Origin of the sequence: Nocardia sp. NPDC056611, from assembly GCF_042792755.1 — a bacterium.
Lineage (GTDB): Bacteria > Actinomycetota > Actinomycetes > Mycobacteriales > Mycobacteriaceae > Nocardia.
This window is the reverse complement of sequence record NZ_JBHTVV010000008.1, coordinates 66,997-88,068: the sequence shown is the minus strand read 5'-3', so window position 1 is coordinate 88,068 and position 21,072 is coordinate 66,997. Positions and strand designations below refer to the sequence as shown.

The window sequence follows — 21,072 nt, the reverse complement described above, 5'->3', positions numbered from 1 at the left end:
TTGCAGAATCTTCATCAACTAAATCTGCATACTCCGCCCAAATCGATTGGTAGCCAGGAGTAAGCTCCTACTCGGCGTCGTTCCACTTGACGTCCTGTTCGGTCAGGTCGATGCGGTAGCTCTCGGCCGGCCTCACTGCGTGTTCCGATCGGGACGCGGCATGTGCTTGACAAGGATTACTGCTTAACCGAGGAGCCAATCGGGTGTCGCAGAGCCGACTCGGCGTGCGACGCGATCGCGGTCACGTCCGCTAGCTCGGCAGCGCAGCCTGGCAGACGCGGACACCACAAAAGCTCGTGGTAAGGAAGCAAAATGTCTAGAAAGATCATGAAAACCGTAGCGGCGACTGTATTTGCGGCGCCCTTGCTGGTCTTGGCCGCACCCGCGGCCGACGCCGACACCACTGCTGCGGCGCCACCGGCGACCTCCGCCACTCCGGTCAACGGATCGTTCGGATCAGCTGCGTTGTGCTTCAACCTCGGTAGCGTCATCTGGTGCATCTGAGTGCTCCTGTGACAACGCCATCCCTCGGTGCGCGAACTGCCAGCGGGTTGCCCCGTGTGGGTCGGTCAGCGCCACCCCGACGGCCGAGTGGATGGTGAAGCGGTACAGGTGCCATGGCGCGGGACCCGCGCTCTGGGCGCTGTAGGGGGCGGTGACCTCGTCTCCCGATCGTTCCGCGGGCCATCCGCCCGCGCGGTAGACAGCCGTGACGCGGTCGAGTTCGGCCGTGTCCGTGACTCGATGAGCCTCCCCGGAGAGGACCAGGTCCACTCCGGGGAGGCGGAGTGAGAGGGTGCAGTCCGGGTTCGAGGCCAGGTTTCGGGACTTCCTGGTGGCCGGTCCGCTCGTGAAGTAGAGATGGCCGTCGGATTCGACGCAGCCGATTCCCGCGGAGCTGGGCTTGCCGGAAGGGCTTACCGTGCCGAGGAATTCGGCCGTCTCGGGGAGTCCGATCGCCATGTCGAGGGCTTTGCGGACTCGGTCCCAGGGCAGGTCGGCCCGGCCGTAGATATTGAGATCCTCGGCGGAGACGGGGGTGGGGAGCATCAGGCGTCCTCCAATGCGCGGAGTTGGGCGATGGCGCGCGTCTCCTGGTCGACGGTGAACCAGAGCGTGAGCGCGCCGGGGGCGTCGACGGCGTGGATGTCGAGGGGTTCACCGAAGCGGATCGGCTTGTTGTACTCGAGGATGTAGCGGTGCGGGCCGCGGGTGAGTTCGGGTGTGTCGGCGGCGAATTCGTGGACGGCATGCCAGTACGCGGTATTGGTGATGTGCCGGAAGTGATCGGTGTCGGTGCGGCGCAGGGGGTACCGGGTTCCGTCGGCCGCGGGGGCGGGGGTGTCGAGCCATTGGCGCCAGCGCAGGCGATGGTCGTCGGTGGTGGTGGCCATGAGGTCGAAGAACTCGTCGGCGACGCGGGACGGGCTCATGGTCTGCTTGTTCATGTGGATCCAGAAGCCCTCGGTGTCGACGAGGCCGCCGGTGTCGGCGTCGAGGCGGACGCGCATGGAGCACCAGCGCGGGGAGATGCCCGAGCACCAGCGCCGGACACGTAACCGGGTGGGCCAGATGATCGGGCGCAGCACATCGATGACGGTGCGCCGCACGATCCAGTGCGGGTGGGATTCGAGGGCGCCGATCTGCGTCAGATGGTCGACTCCGGCGTCCTGGAGGTGGCGGGCGATACCGTCGATGCGCAGATTCTGGATCTCGTCCGTGTCGACGGTGCTCAGGCGACGTTCGACGTCGAAGATGTGTCCGGAGCCCGGGACGGGGGCCAGCGGTGCGGACCGCGGGTCGGCGGCGGACTGGGTGGAGCGGTCGGTGCGCTGATTCATCATCGGCAGAACCTCCGGATCCGAGGGTAGTCCAGAACCCGTGAAGACCGCGGATGCCCGGGTCGGCGTGGCCCCGGGGTGGGTAACGTCGTCGTGGATCGGATACGCGTGGCGGATCGATGCCGACGGCATCGGAGCGGAAGAGGCGAATGCGGATGGAATTGACGCCGGAGCAGGCTGATCGGGCCCTGGGCGTGCTGGTGGGGACCGCGGCGGGGGATGCGCTGGGTGCCGGATACGAGTTCACCCATCCCGGTCCCGACGTGGAGATCCGGATGAAGGGCGGCGGCGCGTTCCGGTGGGCGCCGGGGGAGTGGACCGACGACACCGCCATGGCGGTCGCGGTGGCCCGCGCGGCGGCGGTGGCGGGCGACCTGTGCGGCCCCGAAGGGCTGGACGCGGTGGCCGCCGAATTCGTGGCGTGGTGGGACTCCAAGCCGGCCGATATCGGGAACCAGACGCGGCAGGTGCTCGAGCACCGCGATCGGACCGGCCGGGCCATGCAGCTGCGGGCGCACGATCTGCCGGGGCTCAAGGCGGGTAACGGGTCGCTCATGCGGACCGCCCCGGTCGCCCTCGCCTATCTCGACGACGCCGAGAAGTGTGGCAAGGCAGCCAAACTGGTGAGCTCCCTGACCCACTACGACATGCAGGCCATGCAGGCGTGCAAGCTCTGGACCCTCGCCATCCGCCACGCGGTGCTGTTCGGCACCTACGACGGCCTGCGGGAGGCGCTGTCGCAGGTGGACACCGGCTTCTGGGAACCGCTGCTGGACAAGGCCGAGACCGGCGTCCCGGCCGACTTCGCCAAGAACGGCTGGGTGGTGCACGCGCTGCAGACCGCGTGGTGGGCGATCACCCACGCCGAAACCCTGTCGGCCGCATTGGAACTGGCGGTCCGCGCGGGCGGCGACACCGACACCACGGCGGCCATCGCGGGCGGCCTGCTCGGGGCCCGTTGGGGCGCGTCGGCCGTGCCCGCGGAGTGGCGGGCGATCCTCCACGGCTACCCCGGCTATCGGGCCGACGACCTGGACACGCTCACGCGGCAGATCGTCGCGCGCTGACGCGGCCTGCCGGCGGTGACCTGGCCGGACGCGCGATGGAACCGCTGGCCGCGCGGTACCTGGCCGCATGAGGCATGGGCGGCCGGCGGGCTCTCGGTCCGGGACGCGGCTATCGGTCCGGGAGGCGGCTCTCGGTCCGGGACGCGGCTCTCAGTCGGGGATGCGGACGACGCCGTCGAGGTAGCGGCGGCAGCGGCCGGTCAGGCGGACGCGGTCGCCTGTCAGCGTGCAGCGCAGGGAGCCGCCGCGGCGGGAGAGCTGGCGGGCGGTGAGGCTGGTGCGGCCCAGTTCGCGGCTCCACAGCGGGGTGAGCTGGGCGTGCGCGGAACCGGTGACCGGGTCTTCGGGAATGCCCTGGCCGGGGGCGAAGACGCGGGAGACGAAGTCCACCTCGGTGCCTTCGGCGGTGAGGATGGCGGCGCGTTTCAGGTCGGGGAAGGCGGCGAAGTTCGGGCGGGCTTCGCGCACTTCGTGTTCGGCGGTGACGACCAGCACCACGTCGGTGCCCTCGAACGCGCGCAGCGGCCGCACGCCGAGCGCCTCGGCGAGCCGGTGCGGAAGTTCCTCCTGCGCATCGATTTCCACCGACGCCACCGACGGCAGGTCCAGTACCAGATCGTCGCGGTCGCGGTCGACGCGCAGCCAGCCGCTGCGGGTGTAGAAGTGCACCCGGTCCGCGCCGGGGTGCATGTCGTCGAGGATCTGGGCGGCGGTGGCCATGGTGGCGTGCCCGCACAGGTCGACCTCCACGGTCGGGGTGAACCAGCGCAGGTGGAAGGCGGGCGAGTTGTCCGGCGGCACACCCGCTTCCGCGGGTAGCGCGGAGGTGTAGAAGGCGGTCTCGGCGAGGTTGTTCTCCTCGGCCAGCCGCTGCAGCAGTTCGTCGGGCAGCCACGACAGCAGCGGCATGACCGCCGCGGGGTTGCCGGAGAACGGCGCGTCGGCGAATGCGTCGAGCTGATGCAGCAAGACCTCCATGGGGCACAAGGTACCTGCGATTTCGACCGCTGCCCAGGACGGCCGACCACCCGGCGAGCCAAACCATGCGACCAGTTTGGAAACAGCGGAGCGGCGGCACACCCCGAGGTGCGCCGCCGCTCCGGAACGCCGTGCGATTCAGTCGTTTTCGTCCAGCACCGCCGGTGCGTTGTGCGGGGTGTCGCCGAGATACTTGGCGCTGAGCCACCACGCCACCTCGACCAGCACCACGCCGATCGCGCCGCACACGACCGCCGAGGTGGTCAGCGCGACATTGGACGGATCCAGTTTGAAGAAGTGCCGGGTGAACGGCACCGCGAACAGGATCAGGTATCCCGCAACGGAACCCGAGACCAGCAGGATCTTCCACCAGTTCCACGGCCGGGCCACGATGGCCAGCACCCACACCGCGATGATCAGCAGCGTGATCAGCGCCGTTGTGCCCGCCTGCACCTTCGCGGTGTCCCCGGCGTCGGGTCCCCGGTAGGCGATCAGGTAGGAGATGAACGTCATCACGCCGATCACCACGCCGGACGGGATCGCCAAACGCATGACGCGGCCGACGAATCCGGTGCGGGCGCGCTCGTTGTTGGGCGCGAGCGACAGGATGAAGGCCGGGATGCCGATGGTGAACCAGGCGGCGATCGTCACGTGGCGGGGCAGGAACGGGTAGCCGATCGCCTTGTAGTGGAAGATCTGCGACCCGATGCCCGCGATGCCGACCAGGAAGGCCAGCACCACCGAGTAGACGGTCTTGGTGAGGAACAGGTTGGAGACCCGCTCGATATTGCCGATCACCCGGCGGCCCTCGGCCACCACGTACGGCAGGGTCGCGAACTTGTTGTCCAGCAGCACGATCTGCGCCACCGAGCGGGTCGCCGGGCTGCCCGAGCCCATGGCGACGCCGATGTCGGCGTCCTTGAGGGCGAGCACGTCGTTGACGCCGTCGCCGGTCATGGCGACGGTGTGCCCGCGCGACTGCAGGGCTCCGACCATGGCGCGCTTCTGATCCGGGCGGACCCGGCCGAAGACGGTCTTCTCGTCGAGCACGTCCGCGAGTTCGTTCTGGTCGGTCGGCAGCGTGCGCGCGTCGACCGGCTCGTCGCCGCCGCTCAGCCCGAGCGAGGACGCGACCGCGCCGACCGACACCGCGTTGTCGCCGGAGATGACCTTGGTCGAAACATGCTGGGAGGCGAAGTATTCGAGGGTGCCCTTGGCGTCGGGCCGCACCTTCTGCTCCAGCACCACCAGTGCCGCCGGGGTGACCTGGCCGGGCGCGTCGGGCGCGTCGACCGGGCGGTCACTTCGGGCCAGCAGCAGCACGCGCAGGCCCTTGGCCCCGATCTCCTGTGCGGTGGCGGCGATCTCGGTGTCGGGGTCCAGCAGCACGTCCGGCGCGCCCATCAGCCAGTTGCCGTGCTCGCCGTAGGACATGCCGCTCCACTTCTTGGCGGAGGAGAACGGCGCGAGACCGGTGGACTGCCAGCCGGGGGCGTCCGGCAGCGCTTCCTTGATGGCCAGGACGGACGCGTTGGGGCGCGGGTCGTCGGCGGCGAGGGCGGCCAGCACGCGGCGCAACTCCTCGGGGGCCCGGCCGTCGTTCGATGGGTCCACCGCGCGTCCGCTGTCGTCGACCGGCCGGATCTCGGCCAGCCGCATGCCGTTCTCGGTGAGGGTGCCGGTCTTGTCGGCGCACACCACGTCCACTCGGGCCAGACCCTCGATGGCGGGCAGCTCCTGCACCAGGCACTTGCGCGCGCCGAGCCGGACCACGCCGACGGCGAAGGCGATGGAGGTCATCAGCACCAGGCCCTCGGGCACCATCGGCACCAGGGCGGCGACCATGCCGTTGACGGCGGGCCGCCAGGATTCCTTGGAGGAGAACAGCTGGTTGTAGATGGACAGCAGGCCCGCCGGAATCAGCAGGTAGGTAATGACTTTCAGGATGGTGTCGATACCGCTGCGCAACTCGGACTTGACCAGGGTGAACTTGCTGGCCTCGTCGGCGAGTTTGGCGGCGTAGGCGTCCTTGCCGACCTTGGTGGCCCGGTACGCGCCGCTGCCGGACACCACGAAACTGCCCGACATGATCTGCGCGCCACGGGTTTTGTCGATCGGGTCGGCCTCACCGGTGAGCAGCGACTCGTCGACCTCGAGGAGTTCGGTCTCGATCACCTCGCCGTCGACGACGATCTGGTCGCCGGGGCCGAGCTCGATGATGTCGTCGAGCACGACCTCCTGCGGCGTGACCGCGGTGGCCTGCCCGTCGCGGCGCACCATCGGTTTGGCCTGGCCGACGATGGCCAGCTTGTCGAGGGTGTTCTTGGCCCGGATCTCCTGGATGATGCCCACCGCGCTGTTGGCGATGATCAGCAGGCCGAACATGCCGTCGATGATCGATCCGGTGGCCAGCACCAGGATGAACAGCACGCCGAGGATGGCGTTGATCCGGGTGAAGACGTTCGCCCTGACGATGTCCTTGACCGACCGGCTGGCCCGTTCCGGCACGTCGTTGGTCAGCCCGTCCCGCCGCCGCTGCTCCACCTCGGCGGAGGTGAGCCCCAGCGCGGGTGGGCTCGGCGGACTCGCTGCCTGCGCGGTGATCGACATGCCGACCAGGCTAGCCCTTCCGGGCCGTTAACCCAGATGTAGCTGAATTCGGCGGTGTCGACAATGCGCGCTGTGCCAGGTCAAAGGCAAACTCCGACAAATCGGACACCGTGAAGGGGGATGGGAGAGGGCACGGACTGGGGGACAGAGCGGCGCGTGACTTCCGGCGGGGTCGGGGTGCGTGGCGGCGGCGGGGCCGTGCGCGGTGGTGGCACGGCGCGGCGGCATCGCGGCGAAATAGACTTGTTGCGCACGCTAACGTAATTGGGTGGCCGAAGGACATCAGCATCCGAAGTCCCCCGCCCCGCACCCGGCCGCGGGCGCCGCGATGGTGACGGTCGAGCGCGGGTGGCGTGGCCGATTCGCGCGGCACGACGGGGAGCGGGACACAGGTATCGCCTTCGGGATCGGCGCCTACTTCCTGTGGGGTCTGTTTCCCGCGTTCTTCGGTTTGCTGTCCTTCGCGAGCGCGGGGGAGGTGCTGGCCGAGCGGATCCTGTGGACCCTGGTCGTCGCCTTGCTGGCGCTGCTGGTCGCCGGGCGGCTCGGGGAGCTGCGGCGGATCGACGCGCGGACCTGGCGGCTGGCGGCGGTGGCCTCGGCCGCCATCTCGCTGAACTGGGGCACCTACGTGTACGGGGTCATCTCGCATCACGTGGTGCAGTGCGCGCTCGGCTATTTCATCAATCCGCTGGTGACGGTGGCGTTCGGCGTCCTCATCTTCCGCGAGAAGCTGCGCGCCCCGCAGTGGGTCGCGCTCGGGCTGGGCGCGACCGCGGTGATCGTGCTGACCGTCGACTACGGGCGCCCGCCATGGATCGCCTTGATCCTCGCCTGCTCGTTCGCCACCTACGGTCTGGTGAAGAAGGTGATCCGGCTGGACGCGCTGCCCGGGCTGGCGGCGGAGGGGCTGGCGGCCGCGCCGTTCGCGGTGATCGCGGTCATCGTCATCGCGCTCACCGGTAATGCGACGTTCGGTTCCTCGGCCGGGCACACCGGGCTGCTCATGCTGACCGGGCCGGTGACCCTGGTCCCGCTGGTGCTGTTCGCGCTGGCCGCCCCGCGAGTCCCGTTGTCCACCATGGGAATCCTGCAGTACCTGACGCCAGCGCTCCAGCTGACCTGGGGTGTCGCGGTCGGCCACGAACCGATGCCCGCCTCCCGCTGGGCGGGTTTCGCGCTGATCTGGCTGGCGCTGGCCATCTTCACCGCCGACGCCCTGCGCCGCTCCCGCCGCGCCGCGAAGACCTCCGTCTAGCGCGGAACCGCACACCCCCTCATGTGGTGTGCGGTTCCGGGCGACCGGTCAGGGTTGGCGTGCGCCCTGGGCCTTGCCGACGAACTCGTTGGTGTAGGTGGCGTCCAGGTCGATGCGGTCCCGGACGGGCGCCACATTGCGGGAGTACCGGCCGAGGATGCGCAGGACGTTCTCCGCGCCTTCGCGTTTCATCAGGCCGTCACCGTTGAACATGCTGATCGAGTCGGTGATGGACTTGACGTACAGCTTCGGATCGCCGCCCGCGTACTGGGCGGGCATCTTGGCGGCGATCTCCTCGGGGGAGTGGGATGTGATCCAGCGCAGCGTCTCCACGAACGCGTTCGCGAGCTTCTGCACGATGTCCGGATGCGCCTGCACGGTCTCGCAGCGCATGTACAGCGACGCGGCCGGATACAGCCCGCCGAGCGCCGCCCGGGTGCCCTGTTCGTTGCGCATGTCCACCAGCACCTCGGCGTCCCCGGAGGAGACCATCTTGGCGACGGTCGGATCGGTGGTCATGCCCGCGTCGATGCCGTTGTGGTTCATGCCCGCGATGAAGGTCTGTCCCGCACCGACTTTCACCCGCGTGTAGTCGGAGGTCCCCAGCCCGGCCTGCCCGGCCAGCGCCTGGGTGAGGAAGTCGGTGGACGAACCCAGCGACGTGACACCCAGATTCCGGCCCTTGAAGTCCGCGGGTGACTGGACGGCGGCGGCGTCCTGCTTGGATACCAGCTCCACCTCGCCGGGTACGTCCGCGAATTGCACCACGGTCTTCAGGCACTGGTCCTTGGCCTGCAGGTCGATGGTGTGGTCGTAGAAGCCGACCACGGCCTGCACGTCGCCGGTGAGCAGCGCGGTCTCGGCGTTCGCGCCGGACTGCTCACCCAGCAGGTGCACGTCGAGGTCGTTGGCCTGGAAGAAGCCGAGCCGCTCGGTCAGCATCGCGGGCAGGTAGATGACCTTCTCCAGGCCGCCCACCATGATGGTGATCTGCGGCCGCCCGTTCGCGGTCGGAATGGTGCGGGAGTCGCGGCAGCCGGTCGCCAGCAGCAGCGAGCCGACGGCGAGCAGGATCACGGCGATATGCTTGCGGTACCTCATGGCTCAGATCCCGTGTCCCGAACCGGCCTGCGACGGCCGCCATTTCAGCAGCCGGTTCTCCGCCAGCCCGATGAGCCATTCGGCGACCAGCGCCACCACGGTGATGATGATCATGCCCGCGTAGATGCCCGCCGCGTCGAACGTGCCCTGCGCGTTGCTGATCAGCAGGCCCAAACCCTTACTGGCGCCCGCGTACTCGCCGACCACCGCGCCGATCAGCGCGAAACCGAACGCGGTGTGCAGCGACGACAGGATCCAGGTGGTGGCGCTGGGCAGCACGATCGAGCCCAGCACCTGACGGCGGCTCGCGCCCAGGATGCGGGCATTGTCGATGACATTGCCGTCCACCTCACGCGCGCCGGTGAACGCGTTGAAGAACACCGCGAAGAACACCAGCACCACCACCGTCGCCACCTTGGACTGCAAGCCCAGCCCGAACCAGATGATGAACAGCGAGGCCAGCACGATGCGCGGGACCGCGTTGAGCGCCTTGATGAACGGGGCCAGCACGTCGGCCCAGTAGCGGGAGCGGCCCAGCAGCACGCCCAGCACGATGCCCGCCACGGTGCCGATGGCGAAGCCCAGCACCGCTTCCTGCACGGTGGTGTACAGCTGCAGCCAGATCGAGCCGAACTGGGTTCCCTCGGTGAACCATTCGACCAGGCGGTCCCAGATCAGCGAGGGCTTGGAGTAGAAGAACGGGTCGATCCAGTAGGTGGCGGTGAGCTGCCAGGAACCCAGCCACACGGCCACGATCAGGGCGCGCAGGCCCCAGGTGCGGATCTTGTTCCTGCGCGCCTGCGAGCGGACCCGCGCGAGGATCTGCTCCTCGGTCTCCACCTCGAATTCCGGTGCGGTGGTAGCGGTCTTGTCCATAACCTCAAGCGACACGGGTCGCTCCCTTCGTCCGGGCCGCCTCGACCTGATCGCGCAGCGTGTCCCAGATCTCCTTGTAGAGGTCGCGGAACTCCTCGGTGAGCCGCACCTCCTCGACATTGCGCGGGCGGTCCAGGGTCACCTCGAAATCGCCGCACACCGTCGCGGGGCCGGCGGTCATGACGACGACCCGATCGGCGAGGGCGATGGCCTCCTCCAGGTCGTGGGTCACGAAAATGACCGCCGCCCGGCCCTTCTCCCGGCCCTCGGAGCCGTCCGAGCCCGACCACACGCGCAGCAGTTCGTCCTGCATGAGCTGGCGGGTCTGCACGTCCAGGGCGCTGAACGGCTCGTCCATGAGGATGATCTCGGGATCGTTGACCAGGGTCTGGGCCAGGGCCACCCGCTTGCGCATACCGCCGGACAGCTGATGCGGGTAGTAGTTCTCGAACCCGCCGAGCCCGACCGTGCGCACCCAGCGGGCCGCCCGCTCCCGCGCCTCGGACTTGCCGACGCCCCGGAACTTCGGGCCCAGCGCCACGTTCTCGAGCACCGACTTCCACGGCAGCACCGCATCCTGCTGGAACATGTAGCCGACGCCGTCCGGGATGCCGCGGACATCTTTGCCGCGCACCAGGGTTCGGCCGGCCGAGGCCGGTTCCAGGCCCGACACCAGCGACAGGGTGGTGGACTTGCCGCAGCCGGTGGGGCCGACGACGGCGACGAATTCGCCCGCGGCGACGGTGAAGTTCAGGTCGCGCACCGCGGTGTGGATGCCGCCGTTGTTGCCGGGGAACCGCTTGGTCGCGCCGCGCAACTCGATCAGGGGTGCCGGCTCGATCGGTGGCGTCGTGCCACCGCGCTCCGTGGTCGTTGTGCTCATTACCGCTCCGTTCCAGTGCCGCCGCTGCGGCGTCGAAGCGAAGCTACGTGTGCCGGGTCACACTCGGCCCGGTTGTGCGCGCAAGTCACACAAGCAGCGATTCGACCGTTTTGCGCATTCTGCTCAGTCGTTTGCGGAGGGTTGTCTACACTGGCGTCGTGTTCTCGCCAGGCCCGCGTTCCGTCCGGCTCCGGACGCAGATCCTGCTTCTGCAGATCGCGGTGGTGGGTCTGACCGTCGGCCTGGCCTTCGGCGTCTTCGCCTATGTCAGCGGCGACCGCCTCTCCGGCGAATACGGGCAGCGCGCGCTGGCCATCGCCCGCACCGTCGCCTCCGACCCGCAGGTCCGCGCCGCCGTCGCCCATTACGCCGACAGTCCGCTCTCGGCCGGTCCGGGACTGCGGTCGGAACTGGCCGACGGGGAACTCGAGCGGATCGCCGACAGCGCCCGGCTGCGCACGGGCGCGCTGTTCGTCGTGATCACCGACGACGCGGGCATCCGCCTGGCCCACCCCGACCGCGCCCGCCTGGGCGAGATGGTCAGCACCGACCCTTCCCGCGCCCTGGGCGGCGGCGAGGTCGTGATCCAGGAACATGGCACCCTCGGCGAATCGGTCCGGGCGAAAGTGCCCGTTCTGCAACCGGATCCGCCGGGCGGCCAGCCGGGTCCCGGCCGGGTCGTGGGCGAGGTGAGCGTCGGCATCTCGACCGCGGCCGTGCGCGAACAACTGGTGCGGGATCTGCGCCGGGCCGGTCTGCTGGTCGGCGGCGCGCTGCTGGCGGGCATTGCCGGATCAGTGTTGCTGGCCCGTCGCTGGCACGGCCTGACCCTCGGCCTCGAGCCCGCCGATCTGGCCGACCTCGTCCGCGAGCAGGACGCGGTCCTGCACGGCATCGGCGAGGGCGTCGTCGCCGCCGACGCGAAATCCCGGATCACCGTCGTCAACGACGAAGCTCGCCGCCTGCTCGGCATCGATCCCGCGCCCGGCAGCGGTATCGACGCTATCGGCCTGACTCCCCGTGTCCTGCAAGCCTTCCGCGCCGCCGACGGCAACCCGGTTCAGGCCGCCGTCGGCGACCGCATCGTGGTCGTCACCGCCCGCACCGTCACCCGCGACACCCGCGCCCTCGGCGCGGTCCTGTCCGTCCGCGACCGTACCGACGTCGAATCCCTCACCCGCCAGCTCGACGCCGTCTCCACCATGAGCACCGTCCTGCGCGCCCAGCGCCACGAATTCGCCAACCGCCTCCACCTGCTCAACGGCCTCCTCCACACCGGCCGCCCCGGCGAGGCCGCTCGCTACGTCGAGGAGTTGCTGGGATCCGGACCCCTCGGCACGACGCTGCCGGGCATCGAGACCATCAGAGACCCCTACCTGCAAGCGTTCCTGGCCGCCAAGGCCGCCCACGCCCGCGAACAGGGCGTCCACCTCCGCCTCGGCCCCAATACCTGGGTCGACGCGAATCTCGCCGCCCCCGTGGACGTCACGACGGTGCTCGGCAATCTCGTCGACAACGCCATCGACGCGGCGAGCGACGCCCCGGCCCCCGGCCACGAATCCGTGGTGGAGGTCGAGTTGGTGCGCGACGGCGATACCGTGCACTTGGCGGTGGCCGACAGCGGGGCAGGCGTACCGCCCGAGCTCGCGGATTCGATCTTCGCCGAAGGAGTCTCGACCAAAGCCGGTGGCGGACGCGGCCTGGGTCTGGCACTCGCTCGCCAGGTGGCGCGCGCCCGCGGCGGCGATGTACTGCTCGGCGACCCCGGTGGGGTACGCGACGATGCAGTGGACGGGGAGTCCCGGCTGCGGGGCGCGGAGTTCATCGCCCGAATGCCGGGCGTACTGACCGAGGAGGAGCCGGCGTGGGCCGAGGAGAACTGACCGTCCTGGTGGTCGACGACGACTTCCGCGTCGCGAACCTGCACGCCGGAATCGTCTCCGCGCTACCGGGATTCGCGGTCGGAGCGACCGTGAACTCGATCGCCGCCGCGCGCACCGCACTGGCCGACGGCATGTTCGATCTGGCACTGGTCGATGTCTACCTGCCCGACGGTTCCGGCGTCGACCTCGTCCGCGAGCTGAGCTGCGACGCCATGATGCTCACCGCCGCAACGGAATCGGCCACGGTCCGGGCGGCGCTGTCGGCCGGCGCCCTGGGCTATCTGGTGAAGCCGTTCGATCACGCGGTGCTCGCCACCCGGCTGGCCGGATACGCGCGCTATCGGCGACTGCTCTCGGCCCCGGAGGTCGCCGCCGCCGATGTCGATGCCGCACTGGCGGCACTGCGCCCTGCCACTTCCCCGACCAGCGTGTCGACCGGCGCGGCGGCGGCCGCCTCGCCGACGAAAGATCTGGTGCTGCAAGCGGTCCGCGACGCCGACGTCGCGATGTCGGCGGCTCAGGTGGCGGCCGCCATCGGCATCTCCCGCGCCACCGCGCAACGCTATCTGGCGAACCTGGTCGGCGCCGGTGACCTGCGAATGCAGCTGCGCTACGGCAGCACCGGCCGCCCGGAACAGGAGTACTCCGCGCCCCGGCGCGCATGACCGCCCCGATCACGAACCTCACCTGTGACGGTTGCCACACCCCCCTTGGCGAATTCTCGGGCACCTGGTTACCGTCGAATCAGTGGCGGTGCTCCTGTCGGCCGACTTGTACCGGTCCAGGGTCGGGATCGCCACGAACACAGGAGAATTCCTATCACTATCCAGTTCAACCACACCATTGTCGCGTGCACCGACAATCGGGTTTCCGCCGAATTCTGGGCGGATATCCTCGGGGTGGAGGTGGGCAAGCCGTACGGGCCGTTCATTCCGATTTCCGTCGGGAACGGAGTCACCTTCGACTTCGCCAATCTGCCACCGGGTTTCGAGGGCGAACCACAGCCGCAGCATTACGCGTTCCTGGTTTCCGAGGACGAGTTCGATGCGGCGTACGCCAAGATCAAGCAGTACGGCATGACGTATTGGGCCGATCCGCGGCAGCAGGGCGTCAACCAGATCAACCACGATGACGGGGGCCGGGGGATCTATTTCCTCGATCCCGTCGGCCACTACATGGAATTGATCACCGTTCCGTACGGCGGCTGGCCGCGGTAATCCTCACGGGGCGACCGCGGTGCCCAGATTGAATGCCACCCAGGGTTTGGGGCCCCGCTGGTAGTACCGGTCGATATCGCGGATCTCGAAGCCGGCGGCTTCGATCAGACCGGGGATGTCGCGGTTGAGATGGCAGCCACCGGCGACCGCCTGCTCCAGGCGATCCAGCCGGTGCTGCCATGTCCGGACACCCGGATCCGGTGCCAGTCCGTGCTCGACGAAATGGAATGTGCCGCCGGGCACCAGCACCCGGCGCACCTCGGCGAGCGCGGCGTCGACATCGGGAATCGTGCACAGCGTCCACGTCGACAGCGCGGAATCGAAACTGTCGTCGGCGAACGGCAGCGCCTGCCCGTCCAGGCCGGCGCGTTCCACCGGAACCGTCGCCGCGGCCACCCGTCCGGCGGCCATATGCCAGCCGAGATCGGCGGGCTCGACCGCGCTCACCGACTTCACCGTCTCCGGATAGAACGGCACATTGCGGCCGGATCCGAAGCCGATCTCGACGACCCGGCCGTGGAGGCCGGCGCAGACCCGCTCGCGTTCGCCGTTCATGTTCTTCGCGCCGCAGCACAGGTCGACCAGCCGGGGCACGACTCGATCCTCGTAGAATCCCACGACACCACTCTCGCAATCGGTTGGCTCGTCCGCCACTCTTCCGGTGGATACGGGCGAATCGAGCGGGCGGTTCAGTGGCCGGGCGGGAAGCGCTGGGTCAGCCAGTCGGTCACGGTGGTCAGCACCTGCGGGTCGATGGTGGTCTCGATCCGGGCGTACTCGTCCGGCGTGCCCTTGTCGGCGGGCTGCATCAGGTGATTGAGACCGTCGAACACGATCACGGTCGCGTCCGGATCCGCGGCCAGCAGCGTCCGCGCCGGACCCTCGTTCTGGACCGCCGGCACCTGGAGATCCTTGCTGCCGTAGAACGCCAGCACCGGAACCCGTAGCGCCGACAGCGCCGGGGCCGGGTCGTAACAGACCAGGGCCGCCATGTACGGCGACACCAACTCGTCCATGGCCTCCTCGGAGAGGCGTTCCTCCGCGGGGAGGGTGTCATTGTGCTGGCGCACATAGTCCTTGGCGGCCACCAGATCGCCCTTGCACAGCACCGACGACAGCGTCGAGGTGAACCCGACCTGCTTGCCGACCTGCTCGGGCGTCGCGCCCTGCGCGGCCAGGATCAGCCGATTCTGTTCCAGCAGCACCTCGGAACCGGGTACCGCCGGGCCCGCCATCAGGATCACGAAGGCGACCCCGCTGTCGGGCCGCCGCGCGTAGAGCGGCGCGAGATACCCGCCTTCGCTGTGCCCGAGCAGCCCGATCCGGGTGGCGTCGATATCGGAACGCCCGCGCAGGAAGGTCATTCCGGCGGCGATGTCGTCGGTGAGGTCGCTGTAGGTCGCGCTGTTCAGCCGCCCGCCGGTCTGCCCGACACCGCGCTTGTCGGTCCGCAACACCGCGTAGCCCGCGCGGGTGAGGGTATCGGCGAGCAGCAGGAACGGCTTGTGGCCCAGCAGTTCCTCGTCGCGGTCGTTGGCCCCGCTGCCGTTGATCAGCAGCACCGCCGGGAACGGTCCGCCCGACTGCGGCTCGGTCAGCGTCCCCGCGATCGTGATGTCGCCGCTGCGATAGCTGACGTCCTCGGATTTGTACGGGTAGGGCGGCTTCGGTTCCTGCGGCCGCGGCGGCCCCTCGACCTTGCCGCGGGTCAGGGTCAGCGGGAACGACTGCCCGGACTGGGTGAACTGCCCCTTGATGCTGTCGGAGCCCCTGTCGTAGACGCCCTGGAACGACGGCTTGCCCGGAATCTTGGTGATCGTCCAGGTCACGGCATCCGGGCCGGTCCGCACCTCGCTCAACGGCCCGTCCACCACCCCCTGCGCCGGAATGTCGATGGTGGCCGTGCCGTCCGCGGTGAAACCGACTCCCACCGCCAGCGGCTGATCGGGCACTTCGATAGTGCCGTGCCAGTTCCCGGTCAGCGTGACCGGAGGGGCGCTCTCCTGCTTCGACGACGAACATCCGGCGACCAGCGCGGCGATCACGACCAGCGCCGCCGCAACCATCGACCACGGCTTCCGCATGCGCCTCAGCCTACCGATACGCCGCCGTCACCCCGCTGATCTCGGTAAACCCCGCGTCGATAACGCCGGGGTCACTACCCGGCCACCCCGGATAACCACTGGGCCAACGACAGTAACTCTCCCGGTGTCATCATTGCCCTCGGTGACTGGTCACTCGTACTGTGGATTGCGTGAGCAATGACGCCACGGGGCTCGTCGACCTGCCCGCCACGGTGGGCGGTTACGCGGCCGCCGAATTCGGCCCGCTGGTACGTACTTTCACCCGCATGGTCGGCGGTCACCCGGGCGCCGGCGGCGCGCTCACGGTGCACCTGCGCGGAGAACCGTTGGTCCGGATCTGGACGGGGGATGCCGCGCCGGGCCGGGCCTGGGACGCCGATACGGGGGCCATCGTCTTCTCCGCCACCAAGGGCATCGCGGCCACCGTCATCCACCGGCTCGCCGACCGCGGCCTGGTCGACTACGACGCCCCCGTCGCCCACTACTGGCCGGAATTCGCGGCCAACGGCAAGGGCCGAATCACGGTGCGGCAGTTGCTGTCCCACCGCGCCGGGCTCTACGGGCTGCCCGAGATCGCGCGCGGCCTCGACGACGTGCTCGACCACCGCATGATGGAAGACCATCTGGCCGCCGCGAAACCCGATCATCTGCTGGGCGTCCCGACCTATCACGCGCTCACCTTCGGCTGGCTGCTCGCCGGGCTGGCCCGCGCCGTCACCGGCCGCGGCATGGCCGAACTGATCCGCACCGAGGTCGCCGAACCGCTCGGCGCGGAGGGCATCCACCTGGGCCTGCCCCCGGCCGGATCGCCGACCAGCGCCGCGGTCCTGAGCGGCAACAAGCTGTCGGCCGTCGGCGCCAATTACGTCTCGCTGGCGCTGGGCCGCGCGTATTCACTGCCCGGCGCGGTCGGGGCGGCGGCGCGGGCGCTGTTCCTGCCCGGCCTGGATCAACTCCTCGAAGGCGAGGACCCGCCGATCCTGCACACCGAACTGGGCGCGGGCAACGGCGTGTGCACCGCCACCGGGCTGGCCACCGTGTACGGAGCGCTCGCGAACGACGGCATGCACGAGGGCCGCCGATTCCTGTCGCCGGAGACCATCGCGGCCATGCGGCGTGTGGAGAGCTATCACCTCGACCGCGCGCTGTTCTACATCCCGATGATGTGGCACATGGGCTATCACTCGCTGCCGGTGCCGGGCGCGCGCGCCGGCTTCGGGCATATCGGATTGGGCGGGTCCTTTGGCTGGGCGGAACCCCGGCTGGGCCTGTCCGTCGGTTTCGTCCACAACCGGCTGGGCCTCGGGGCCATGAGCCTGGACCAGATCGCGTCGGCATGGGTGCTGCCGCTGGCGGTGCGGGGCGCCAACGCGACGCGCCGCACCACTACCCTCGACCGGCCCGCCGCCGCCTGAAACCGATGCCCGCGAGGGCGTCCGGGTGAGCTCCGCCACGACACGCAGGGCCCGCCACGCCGATCGTCGCGGGCACCCCCGCGTGGCTGCGGAACTCGTCGGTGGGGCCGCATAGTATGTCCGGGTGTCAGCCTCGTCGGGATCATTCGTCCATCTCCACAACCACACCGAGTACTCGATGCTCGACGGCGCGGCGAAGATCACGCCCTTGTTCAAAGAGGCGACCCGGCTGGGAATGACCGCCGTCGGCATGTCCGACCACGGCAATATGTACGGCGGCTCGGAGTTCTACAACTCCGCCAAGAAGCAGGGCATCAAGCCGATCATCGGCATCGAGGCCTACATCGCGCCCGAGTCCCGGTTCAACACCAAGCGCGTGCTGTGGGGCGACCCGTCGCAGAAGGGCGACGACGTCTCCGGTTCGGGTTCCTACACCCACATGACCATGGTCGCGGAGAACGCGACCGGTCTGCGCAACCTGTTCAAGCTGTCCAGCCTCGCCTCCATCGAAGGCCAGCTGGGCAAGTGGGCGCGGATGGACGCCGACATCATCGCCGAGCACGCCGAGGGCATCATCGCCACCACCGGCTGCCCGTCGGGTGAGGTGCAGACCCGCCTGCGCCTGGGCCACGAGCGCGAGGCCCTCGAGGCCGCCGCCAAGTGGCAGGAGATCTTCGGTCCCGAGAACTTCTTCCTCGAGATCATGGACCACGGCCTGTCCATCGAACGCCGGGTCCGTGAGGGCTTGCTCGATGTCGGCAGGAAGCTGGGCATCCCGCCGCTGGCCACCAACGACTGCCACTACGTGCACGAGCACGACTCGGGCAATCACGAAGCGCTGCTGTGCATTCAGACCGGCAAGACGCTCTCGGACCCGACCCGCTTCAAGTTCGACGGCTCCGGCTACTACCTCAAGTCCGCCGAGGAGATGCGCGCCATCTGGGACGCGGAAGTCCCCGGCGCGTGCGACAACACGGTCCTGATCGGCGAGCGCGTCCAGTCCTACGACGACGTCTGGGCGCACCGCGACCGCATGCCGATCTTCCCGGTGCCCGAGGGCGAGACCCAGGCCAGCTGGCTGCGCAAGGAGGTCATGCGCGGCCTGGATCGGCGCTTCCCCAACGGCGTTCCGGCCGACTACATCACCCGCGCCGACTACGAGATCGGCGTCGTCAACGAAATGGGCTTCCCCGCCTACTTCCTCATCGTCGCCGACCTCATCACCTACGCCCGCTCGGTCGGCATCAATGTCGGCCCGGGCCGTGGTTCGGCGGCCGGCTCGCTGGTCGCCTACGCCATGGGCATCACGAACATCGACCCGATTCCGCACGGTCTGCTGTTCGAGCGCTTCCTCAACCCCGAGCGCGTGTCCATGCCCGATATCGATATCGACTTCGACGATCGCCGCCGCGGTGAGATGGTCCGCTACGCCACCGACAAGTGGGGCAGCGACCGAGTCGCCCAGGTGATCACCTTCGGTACGATTAAAACCAAAGCGGCGCTGAAGGACTCGGCCCGCGTGCAGTTCGGCCAGCCCGGCTTCGCGATCGCCGACCAGATCTCCAAGGCGCTGCCGCCGCCGATCATGGCCAAGGACATTCCGCTCTCGGGCATCATGGACCCGGAGCACGAGCGGTACAAAGAGGCCGCTGAGGTCCGCGAGCTCATCAACACCAACCCGGACGTCAACAAGATCTACGAAACCGCCCGCGGTCTCGAAGGTCTGATCCGTAACGCCGGTGTGCACGCCTGTGCCGTGATCATGTCGTCCGAGCCGCTGACGGACGCGATCCCGGTGTGGAAGCGCGCGCAGGACGGCGCCATCATCACCGGCTGGGACTACCCGTCGTGTGAGGCCATCGGCCTGTTGAAGATGGACTTCCTGGGTCTGCGCAACCTGACGGTCATCGGTGACTGCCTGGTCAACATGAAGGCCAACCGCGGCATCGACCTGGACCTCGACACCCTGCCGCTGGAAGACGCCGCCACCTACGAATTGCTCGCGCGCGGTGACACTCTCGGCGTGTTCCAGCTCGATGGTGGCGCTATGCGAGATCTGCTGCGCCGTATGCAGCCCACCGGCTTCGAGGACATCGTCGCCGTGCTCGCGCTGTACCGCCCCGGCCCCATGGGCATGAACGCGCACAACGACTACGCCGACCGCAAGAACGGGCGGCAAGAGGTCAAGCCGATTCACCCCGAATTGGAAGAGCCGCTGAAGGACATCCTGCGTGATACCTACGGCCTGATCGTGTATCAGGAGCAGATCATGCAGATCGCGCAGAAGGTCGCCGGCTACTCGCTGGGTCGAGCAGACATTCTGCGTCGCGCCATGGGTAAGAAGAAGGCCGAGATCCTGGAAGCCGAGTTCGAGGGCTTCGAGGAGGGCATGGTGGCCAACGGCTTCTCCAAGCCCGCGGTGAAGGCGTTGTGGGACACCATTCTTCCGTTCGCCGGCTACGCGTTCAACAAGTCGCACGCCGCCGGCTACGGCCTGGTGTCGTTCTGGACCGCCTACCTCAAGGCCAACTATCCCGCCGAGTACATGGCCGGTCTGCTCACCTCCGTCGGTGACGACAAGGACAAGGCCGCCGTCTATCTGGCCGACTGCCGCCGCCTGGGCATCCAGGTGCTGCCGCCCGACGTCAACGAGTCCGAACTCGAATTCGCCTCGGTGGGCAATGACATTCGCTTCGGCATGGGCGCGGTCCGCAATGTCGGCGCGAACGTGGTGGCCTCGATCATCGCGGCGCGCAAGGAGAAGTCGAAGTTCACCGACTTCTCCGACTACCTGAACAAGATCGACGCCATCGCCTGCACCAAGAAGGTCACCGAATCCCTGATCAAGGCAGGCGCTTTCGACTCGCTCGGGCATCCGCGCAAGGGCCTGCTGCTGGTGCACTCCGACGCCATCGACGCCTGCATGTCGACCAAGAAGGCCGAGGCCATCGGCCAGTTCGACCTCTTCGGCGGCCTGGACGAGGGTGACGACTCGATCGCGAGCGTCTTCAATGTGAAGGTCCCCGACGACGAATGGGAGACCAAGCACAAGCTCGCCCTGGAGCGGGAGATGCTGGGCCTCTACGTGTCCGGGCATCCGCTCAACGGCGTCGAGCACGTGCTGACGGCGCAGTCGGACACCAATATCCCGGCCATCCTCGAAGGCGACGTCAAAGACGGTTCGCAGGTCACCATCGGCGGCATCTTCGCCAATGTCACCCGCCGCGTGAACAAGAACGGCCTGCCCTGGGCCTCGGCGCAGCTCGAGGATCTGACCGGTGGCATCGAGGTGCTGTTCTTCCCGCAGTCCTACTCGGTCTACGGCATGGATGTCACCGAGGACGCCATCGTGCTGGTGAAGGCCCGCGTCAACGCCCGCGACGACCGGGTCTCGCTGATCGCCAACGACCTTGTGGTGCCGGATCTTTCCTCGATCGGCGTCGACAAGCCGCTGCAGGTCGTGATCCCCACCCGCCTGTGCACCCCCGACAAGATCGGCGAACTCAAGCGCGTCCTGTCTCGCCACCCCGGCACCGCGGACGTGCACATCAAACACGTCGGTTCCCGCGACCGCACCACCAAGCTGAAGGTCGCCGACAACCTGCGCGTCTCGCCGTCCTCGGCCCTCATGGGCGACCTCAAAGCCCTGCTCGGCCCGGGCTGCCTGGCCGGCTGACCGGCACGGGCCGGCGTTCACCCACCCCTGCCCGGCGGATCGCCCCGAGGTTGCCGTTGGGCAGGGTACTGGTGGCCAGTGCCGCGCGCGTGGTGCCCACCTGATTCAGCGGTGCGATCCGGTTGATGGGTAGAAGTGGGCCCGCATGAGTGGGCCGACCAACACGGATGAACGTCCGGTTCG

General features: G+C 68.7%; 16 protein-coding genes. 7 read left to right on the top strand and 9 right to left on the bottom strand.

Translation table 11 applies throughout. From position 1 onward, the window contains the following. Positions 1-456 precede the first annotated feature (456 nt). Entirely contained in the window at positions 457-1,050 is a 594-nt protein-coding gene (locus ACFRAQ_RS32265; RefSeq protein ID WP_379106425.1) for a pyridoxamine 5'-phosphate oxidase family protein, read from the bottom strand. Continuing rightward, positions 1,050-1,844 (bottom strand): acyl-[acyl-carrier-protein] thioesterase, encoded by a 795-nt coding sequence (locus ACFRAQ_RS32260; protein WP_379106423.1) that lies wholly within the window; start codon positions 1,842-1,844, stop codon positions 1,050-1,052. Before ACFRAQ_RS32260 ends, ACFRAQ_RS32265 begins: the two co-directional genes overlap by 1 nt. 152 nt (positions 1,845-1,996) lie before the next feature. Between ACFRAQ_RS32260 and ACFRAQ_RS32255 the strand changes: the two genes are divergently transcribed. Next, a complete protein-coding gene (locus tag ACFRAQ_RS32255; RefSeq protein WP_379106421.1) occupies positions 1,997-2,908 on the top strand; it encodes an ADP-ribosylglycohydrolase family protein in 912 nt (303 codons plus the stop codon). Between the two features lie 150 nt (positions 2,909-3,058). Here ACFRAQ_RS32255 and ACFRAQ_RS32250 read toward each other — a convergent pair whose 3' ends face one another. Together ACFRAQ_RS32250 and ACFRAQ_RS32245 are read right to left on the bottom strand one after the other, a co-directional pair. Next, a complete protein-coding gene (locus ACFRAQ_RS32250) occupies positions 3,059-3,886 on the bottom strand; it encodes a PhzF family phenazine biosynthesis protein (RefSeq protein WP_379106419.1) in 828 nt (275 codons plus the stop codon). Between the two features lie 138 nt (positions 3,887-4,024). After that, positions 4,025-6,496, bottom strand: a complete 2,472-nt coding sequence (locus tag ACFRAQ_RS32245) for an HAD-IC family P-type ATPase (RefSeq protein ID WP_379106417.1) — start codon at positions 6,494-6,496, stop codon at positions 4,025-4,027. 328 nt (positions 6,497-6,824) lie between these two features. Between ACFRAQ_RS32245 and rarD the strand changes: the two genes are divergently transcribed. Beyond that, on the top strand, positions 6,825-7,754 hold the full coding sequence (gene rarD / locus ACFRAQ_RS32240; RefSeq protein ID WP_379106654.1) for an EamA family transporter RarD: 930 nt from the start codon (positions 6,825-6,827) through the stop codon (positions 7,752-7,754). A 48-nt stretch (positions 7,755-7,802) separates the two neighbouring features. Here rarD and ACFRAQ_RS32235 read toward each other — a convergent pair whose 3' ends face one another. The 3 genes from ACFRAQ_RS32235 to ACFRAQ_RS32225 are packed head-to-tail and all read right to left on the bottom strand — an operon-like array spanning position 7,803 to position 10,614. Beyond that, on the bottom strand, positions 7,803-8,855 hold the full coding sequence (locus ACFRAQ_RS32235; RefSeq protein WP_379106415.1) for an ABC transporter substrate-binding protein: 1,053 nt from the start codon (positions 8,853-8,855) through the stop codon (positions 7,803-7,805). Positions 8,856-8,858: 3 nt separating this feature from the next. Next, entirely contained in the window at positions 8,859-9,746 is an 888-nt protein-coding gene (locus tag ACFRAQ_RS32230; protein WP_379106413.1) for an ABC transporter permease, read from the bottom strand. After that, positions 9,736-10,614, bottom strand: a complete 879-nt coding sequence (locus ACFRAQ_RS32225; RefSeq protein ID WP_379106411.1) for an ABC transporter ATP-binding protein — start codon at positions 10,612-10,614, stop codon at positions 9,736-9,738. The genes ACFRAQ_RS32230 and ACFRAQ_RS32225 overlap by 11 nt, the downstream gene beginning before the upstream one ends. A 158-nt stretch (positions 10,615-10,772) precedes the next feature. Between ACFRAQ_RS32225 and ACFRAQ_RS32220 the strand changes: the two genes are divergently transcribed. The 3 genes from ACFRAQ_RS32220 (at position 10,773) to ACFRAQ_RS32210 (ending at position 13,714) form a co-directional block, all read left to right on the top strand. Then, on the top strand, positions 10,773-12,497 hold the full coding sequence (locus ACFRAQ_RS32220) for an ATP-binding protein (RefSeq protein ID WP_379106409.1): 1,725 nt from the start codon (positions 10,773-10,775) through the stop codon (positions 12,495-12,497). Next, on the top strand, positions 12,479-13,162 hold the full coding sequence (locus ACFRAQ_RS32215; RefSeq protein ID WP_379106407.1) for a response regulator: 684 nt from the start codon (positions 12,479-12,481) through the stop codon (positions 13,160-13,162). Before ACFRAQ_RS32220 ends, ACFRAQ_RS32215 begins: the two co-directional genes overlap by 19 nt. A gap of 153 nt (positions 13,163-13,315) precedes the next feature. Continuing rightward, positions 13,316-13,714: a VOC family protein gene (locus ACFRAQ_RS32210; RefSeq protein ID WP_379106652.1), complete on the top strand. Its 399-nt coding sequence runs from the start codon at positions 13,316-13,318 to the stop codon at positions 13,712-13,714. A 3-nt stretch (positions 13,715-13,717) separates the two neighbouring features. Here ACFRAQ_RS32210 and ACFRAQ_RS32205 read toward each other — a convergent pair whose 3' ends face one another. Beyond that, complete coding sequence (locus ACFRAQ_RS32205) at positions 13,718-14,332, bottom strand: class I SAM-dependent methyltransferase (RefSeq protein ID WP_379106405.1); 615 nt, start codon at positions 14,330-14,332, stop codon at positions 13,718-13,720. A gap of 71 nt (positions 14,333-14,403) precedes the next feature. After that, positions 14,404-15,798, bottom strand: a complete 1,395-nt coding sequence (locus tag ACFRAQ_RS32200) for an alpha/beta hydrolase family protein (RefSeq protein WP_379106403.1) — start codon at positions 15,796-15,798, stop codon at positions 14,404-14,406. 170 nt (positions 15,799-15,968) lie between these two features. On the opposite strand from ACFRAQ_RS32200, the gene ACFRAQ_RS32195 reads away from it, so the two are divergent. Together ACFRAQ_RS32195 and dnaE are read left to right on the top strand one after the other, a co-directional pair. Beyond that, positions 15,969-17,213: a serine hydrolase domain-containing protein gene (locus ACFRAQ_RS32195; RefSeq protein ID WP_379106401.1), complete on the top strand. Its 1,245-nt coding sequence runs from the start codon at positions 15,969-15,971 to the stop codon at positions 17,211-17,213. Between the two features lie 124 nt (positions 17,214-17,337). Then, positions 17,338-20,889, top strand: coding sequence for a DNA polymerase III subunit alpha (gene dnaE / locus ACFRAQ_RS32190; RefSeq protein ID WP_379106399.1), 3,552 nt, complete (start codon positions 17,338-17,340; stop codon positions 20,887-20,889). The last annotated feature ends 183 nt before the right edge of the window (positions 20,890-21,072 follow it).

Excerpts from the sequence above, each read along its gene's own strand:
- ACFRAQ_RS32265 (WP_379106425.1), bottom strand. The coding sequence starts at position 1,050 with ATGCTCCCCACCCCCGTCTCCGCCGAGGATCTCAATATCTACGGCCGG.
- ACFRAQ_RS32260 (WP_379106423.1), bottom strand. The coding sequence starts at position 1,844 with ATGATGAATCAGCGCACCGACCGCTCCACCCAGTCCGCCGCCGACCCG.
- ACFRAQ_RS32255 (WP_379106421.1), top strand. The coding sequence starts at position 1,997 with ATGGAATTGACGCCGGAGCAGGCTGATCGGGCCCTGGGCGTGCTGGTG.
- ACFRAQ_RS32250 (WP_379106419.1), bottom strand. The coding sequence starts at position 3,886 with ATGGAGGTCTTGCTGCATCAGCTCGACGCATTCGCCGACGCGCCGTTC.
- ACFRAQ_RS32245 (WP_379106417.1), bottom strand. The coding sequence starts at position 6,496 with ATGTCGATCACCGCGCAGGCAGCGAGTCCGCCGAGCCCACCCGCGCTG.
- rarD (WP_379106654.1), top strand. The coding sequence starts at position 6,825 with ATGGTGACGGTCGAGCGCGGGTGGCGTGGCCGATTCGCGCGGCACGAC.
- ACFRAQ_RS32235 (WP_379106415.1), bottom strand. The coding sequence starts at position 8,855 with ATGAGGTACCGCAAGCATATCGCCGTGATCCTGCTCGCCGTCGGCTCG.
- ACFRAQ_RS32225 (WP_379106411.1), bottom strand. The coding sequence starts at position 10,614 with ATGAGCACAACGACCACGGAGCGCGGTGGCACGACGCCACCGATCGAG.
- ACFRAQ_RS32200 (WP_379106403.1), bottom strand. The coding sequence starts at position 15,798 with ATGCGGAAGCCGTGGTCGATGGTTGCGGCGGCGCTGGTCGTGATCGCC.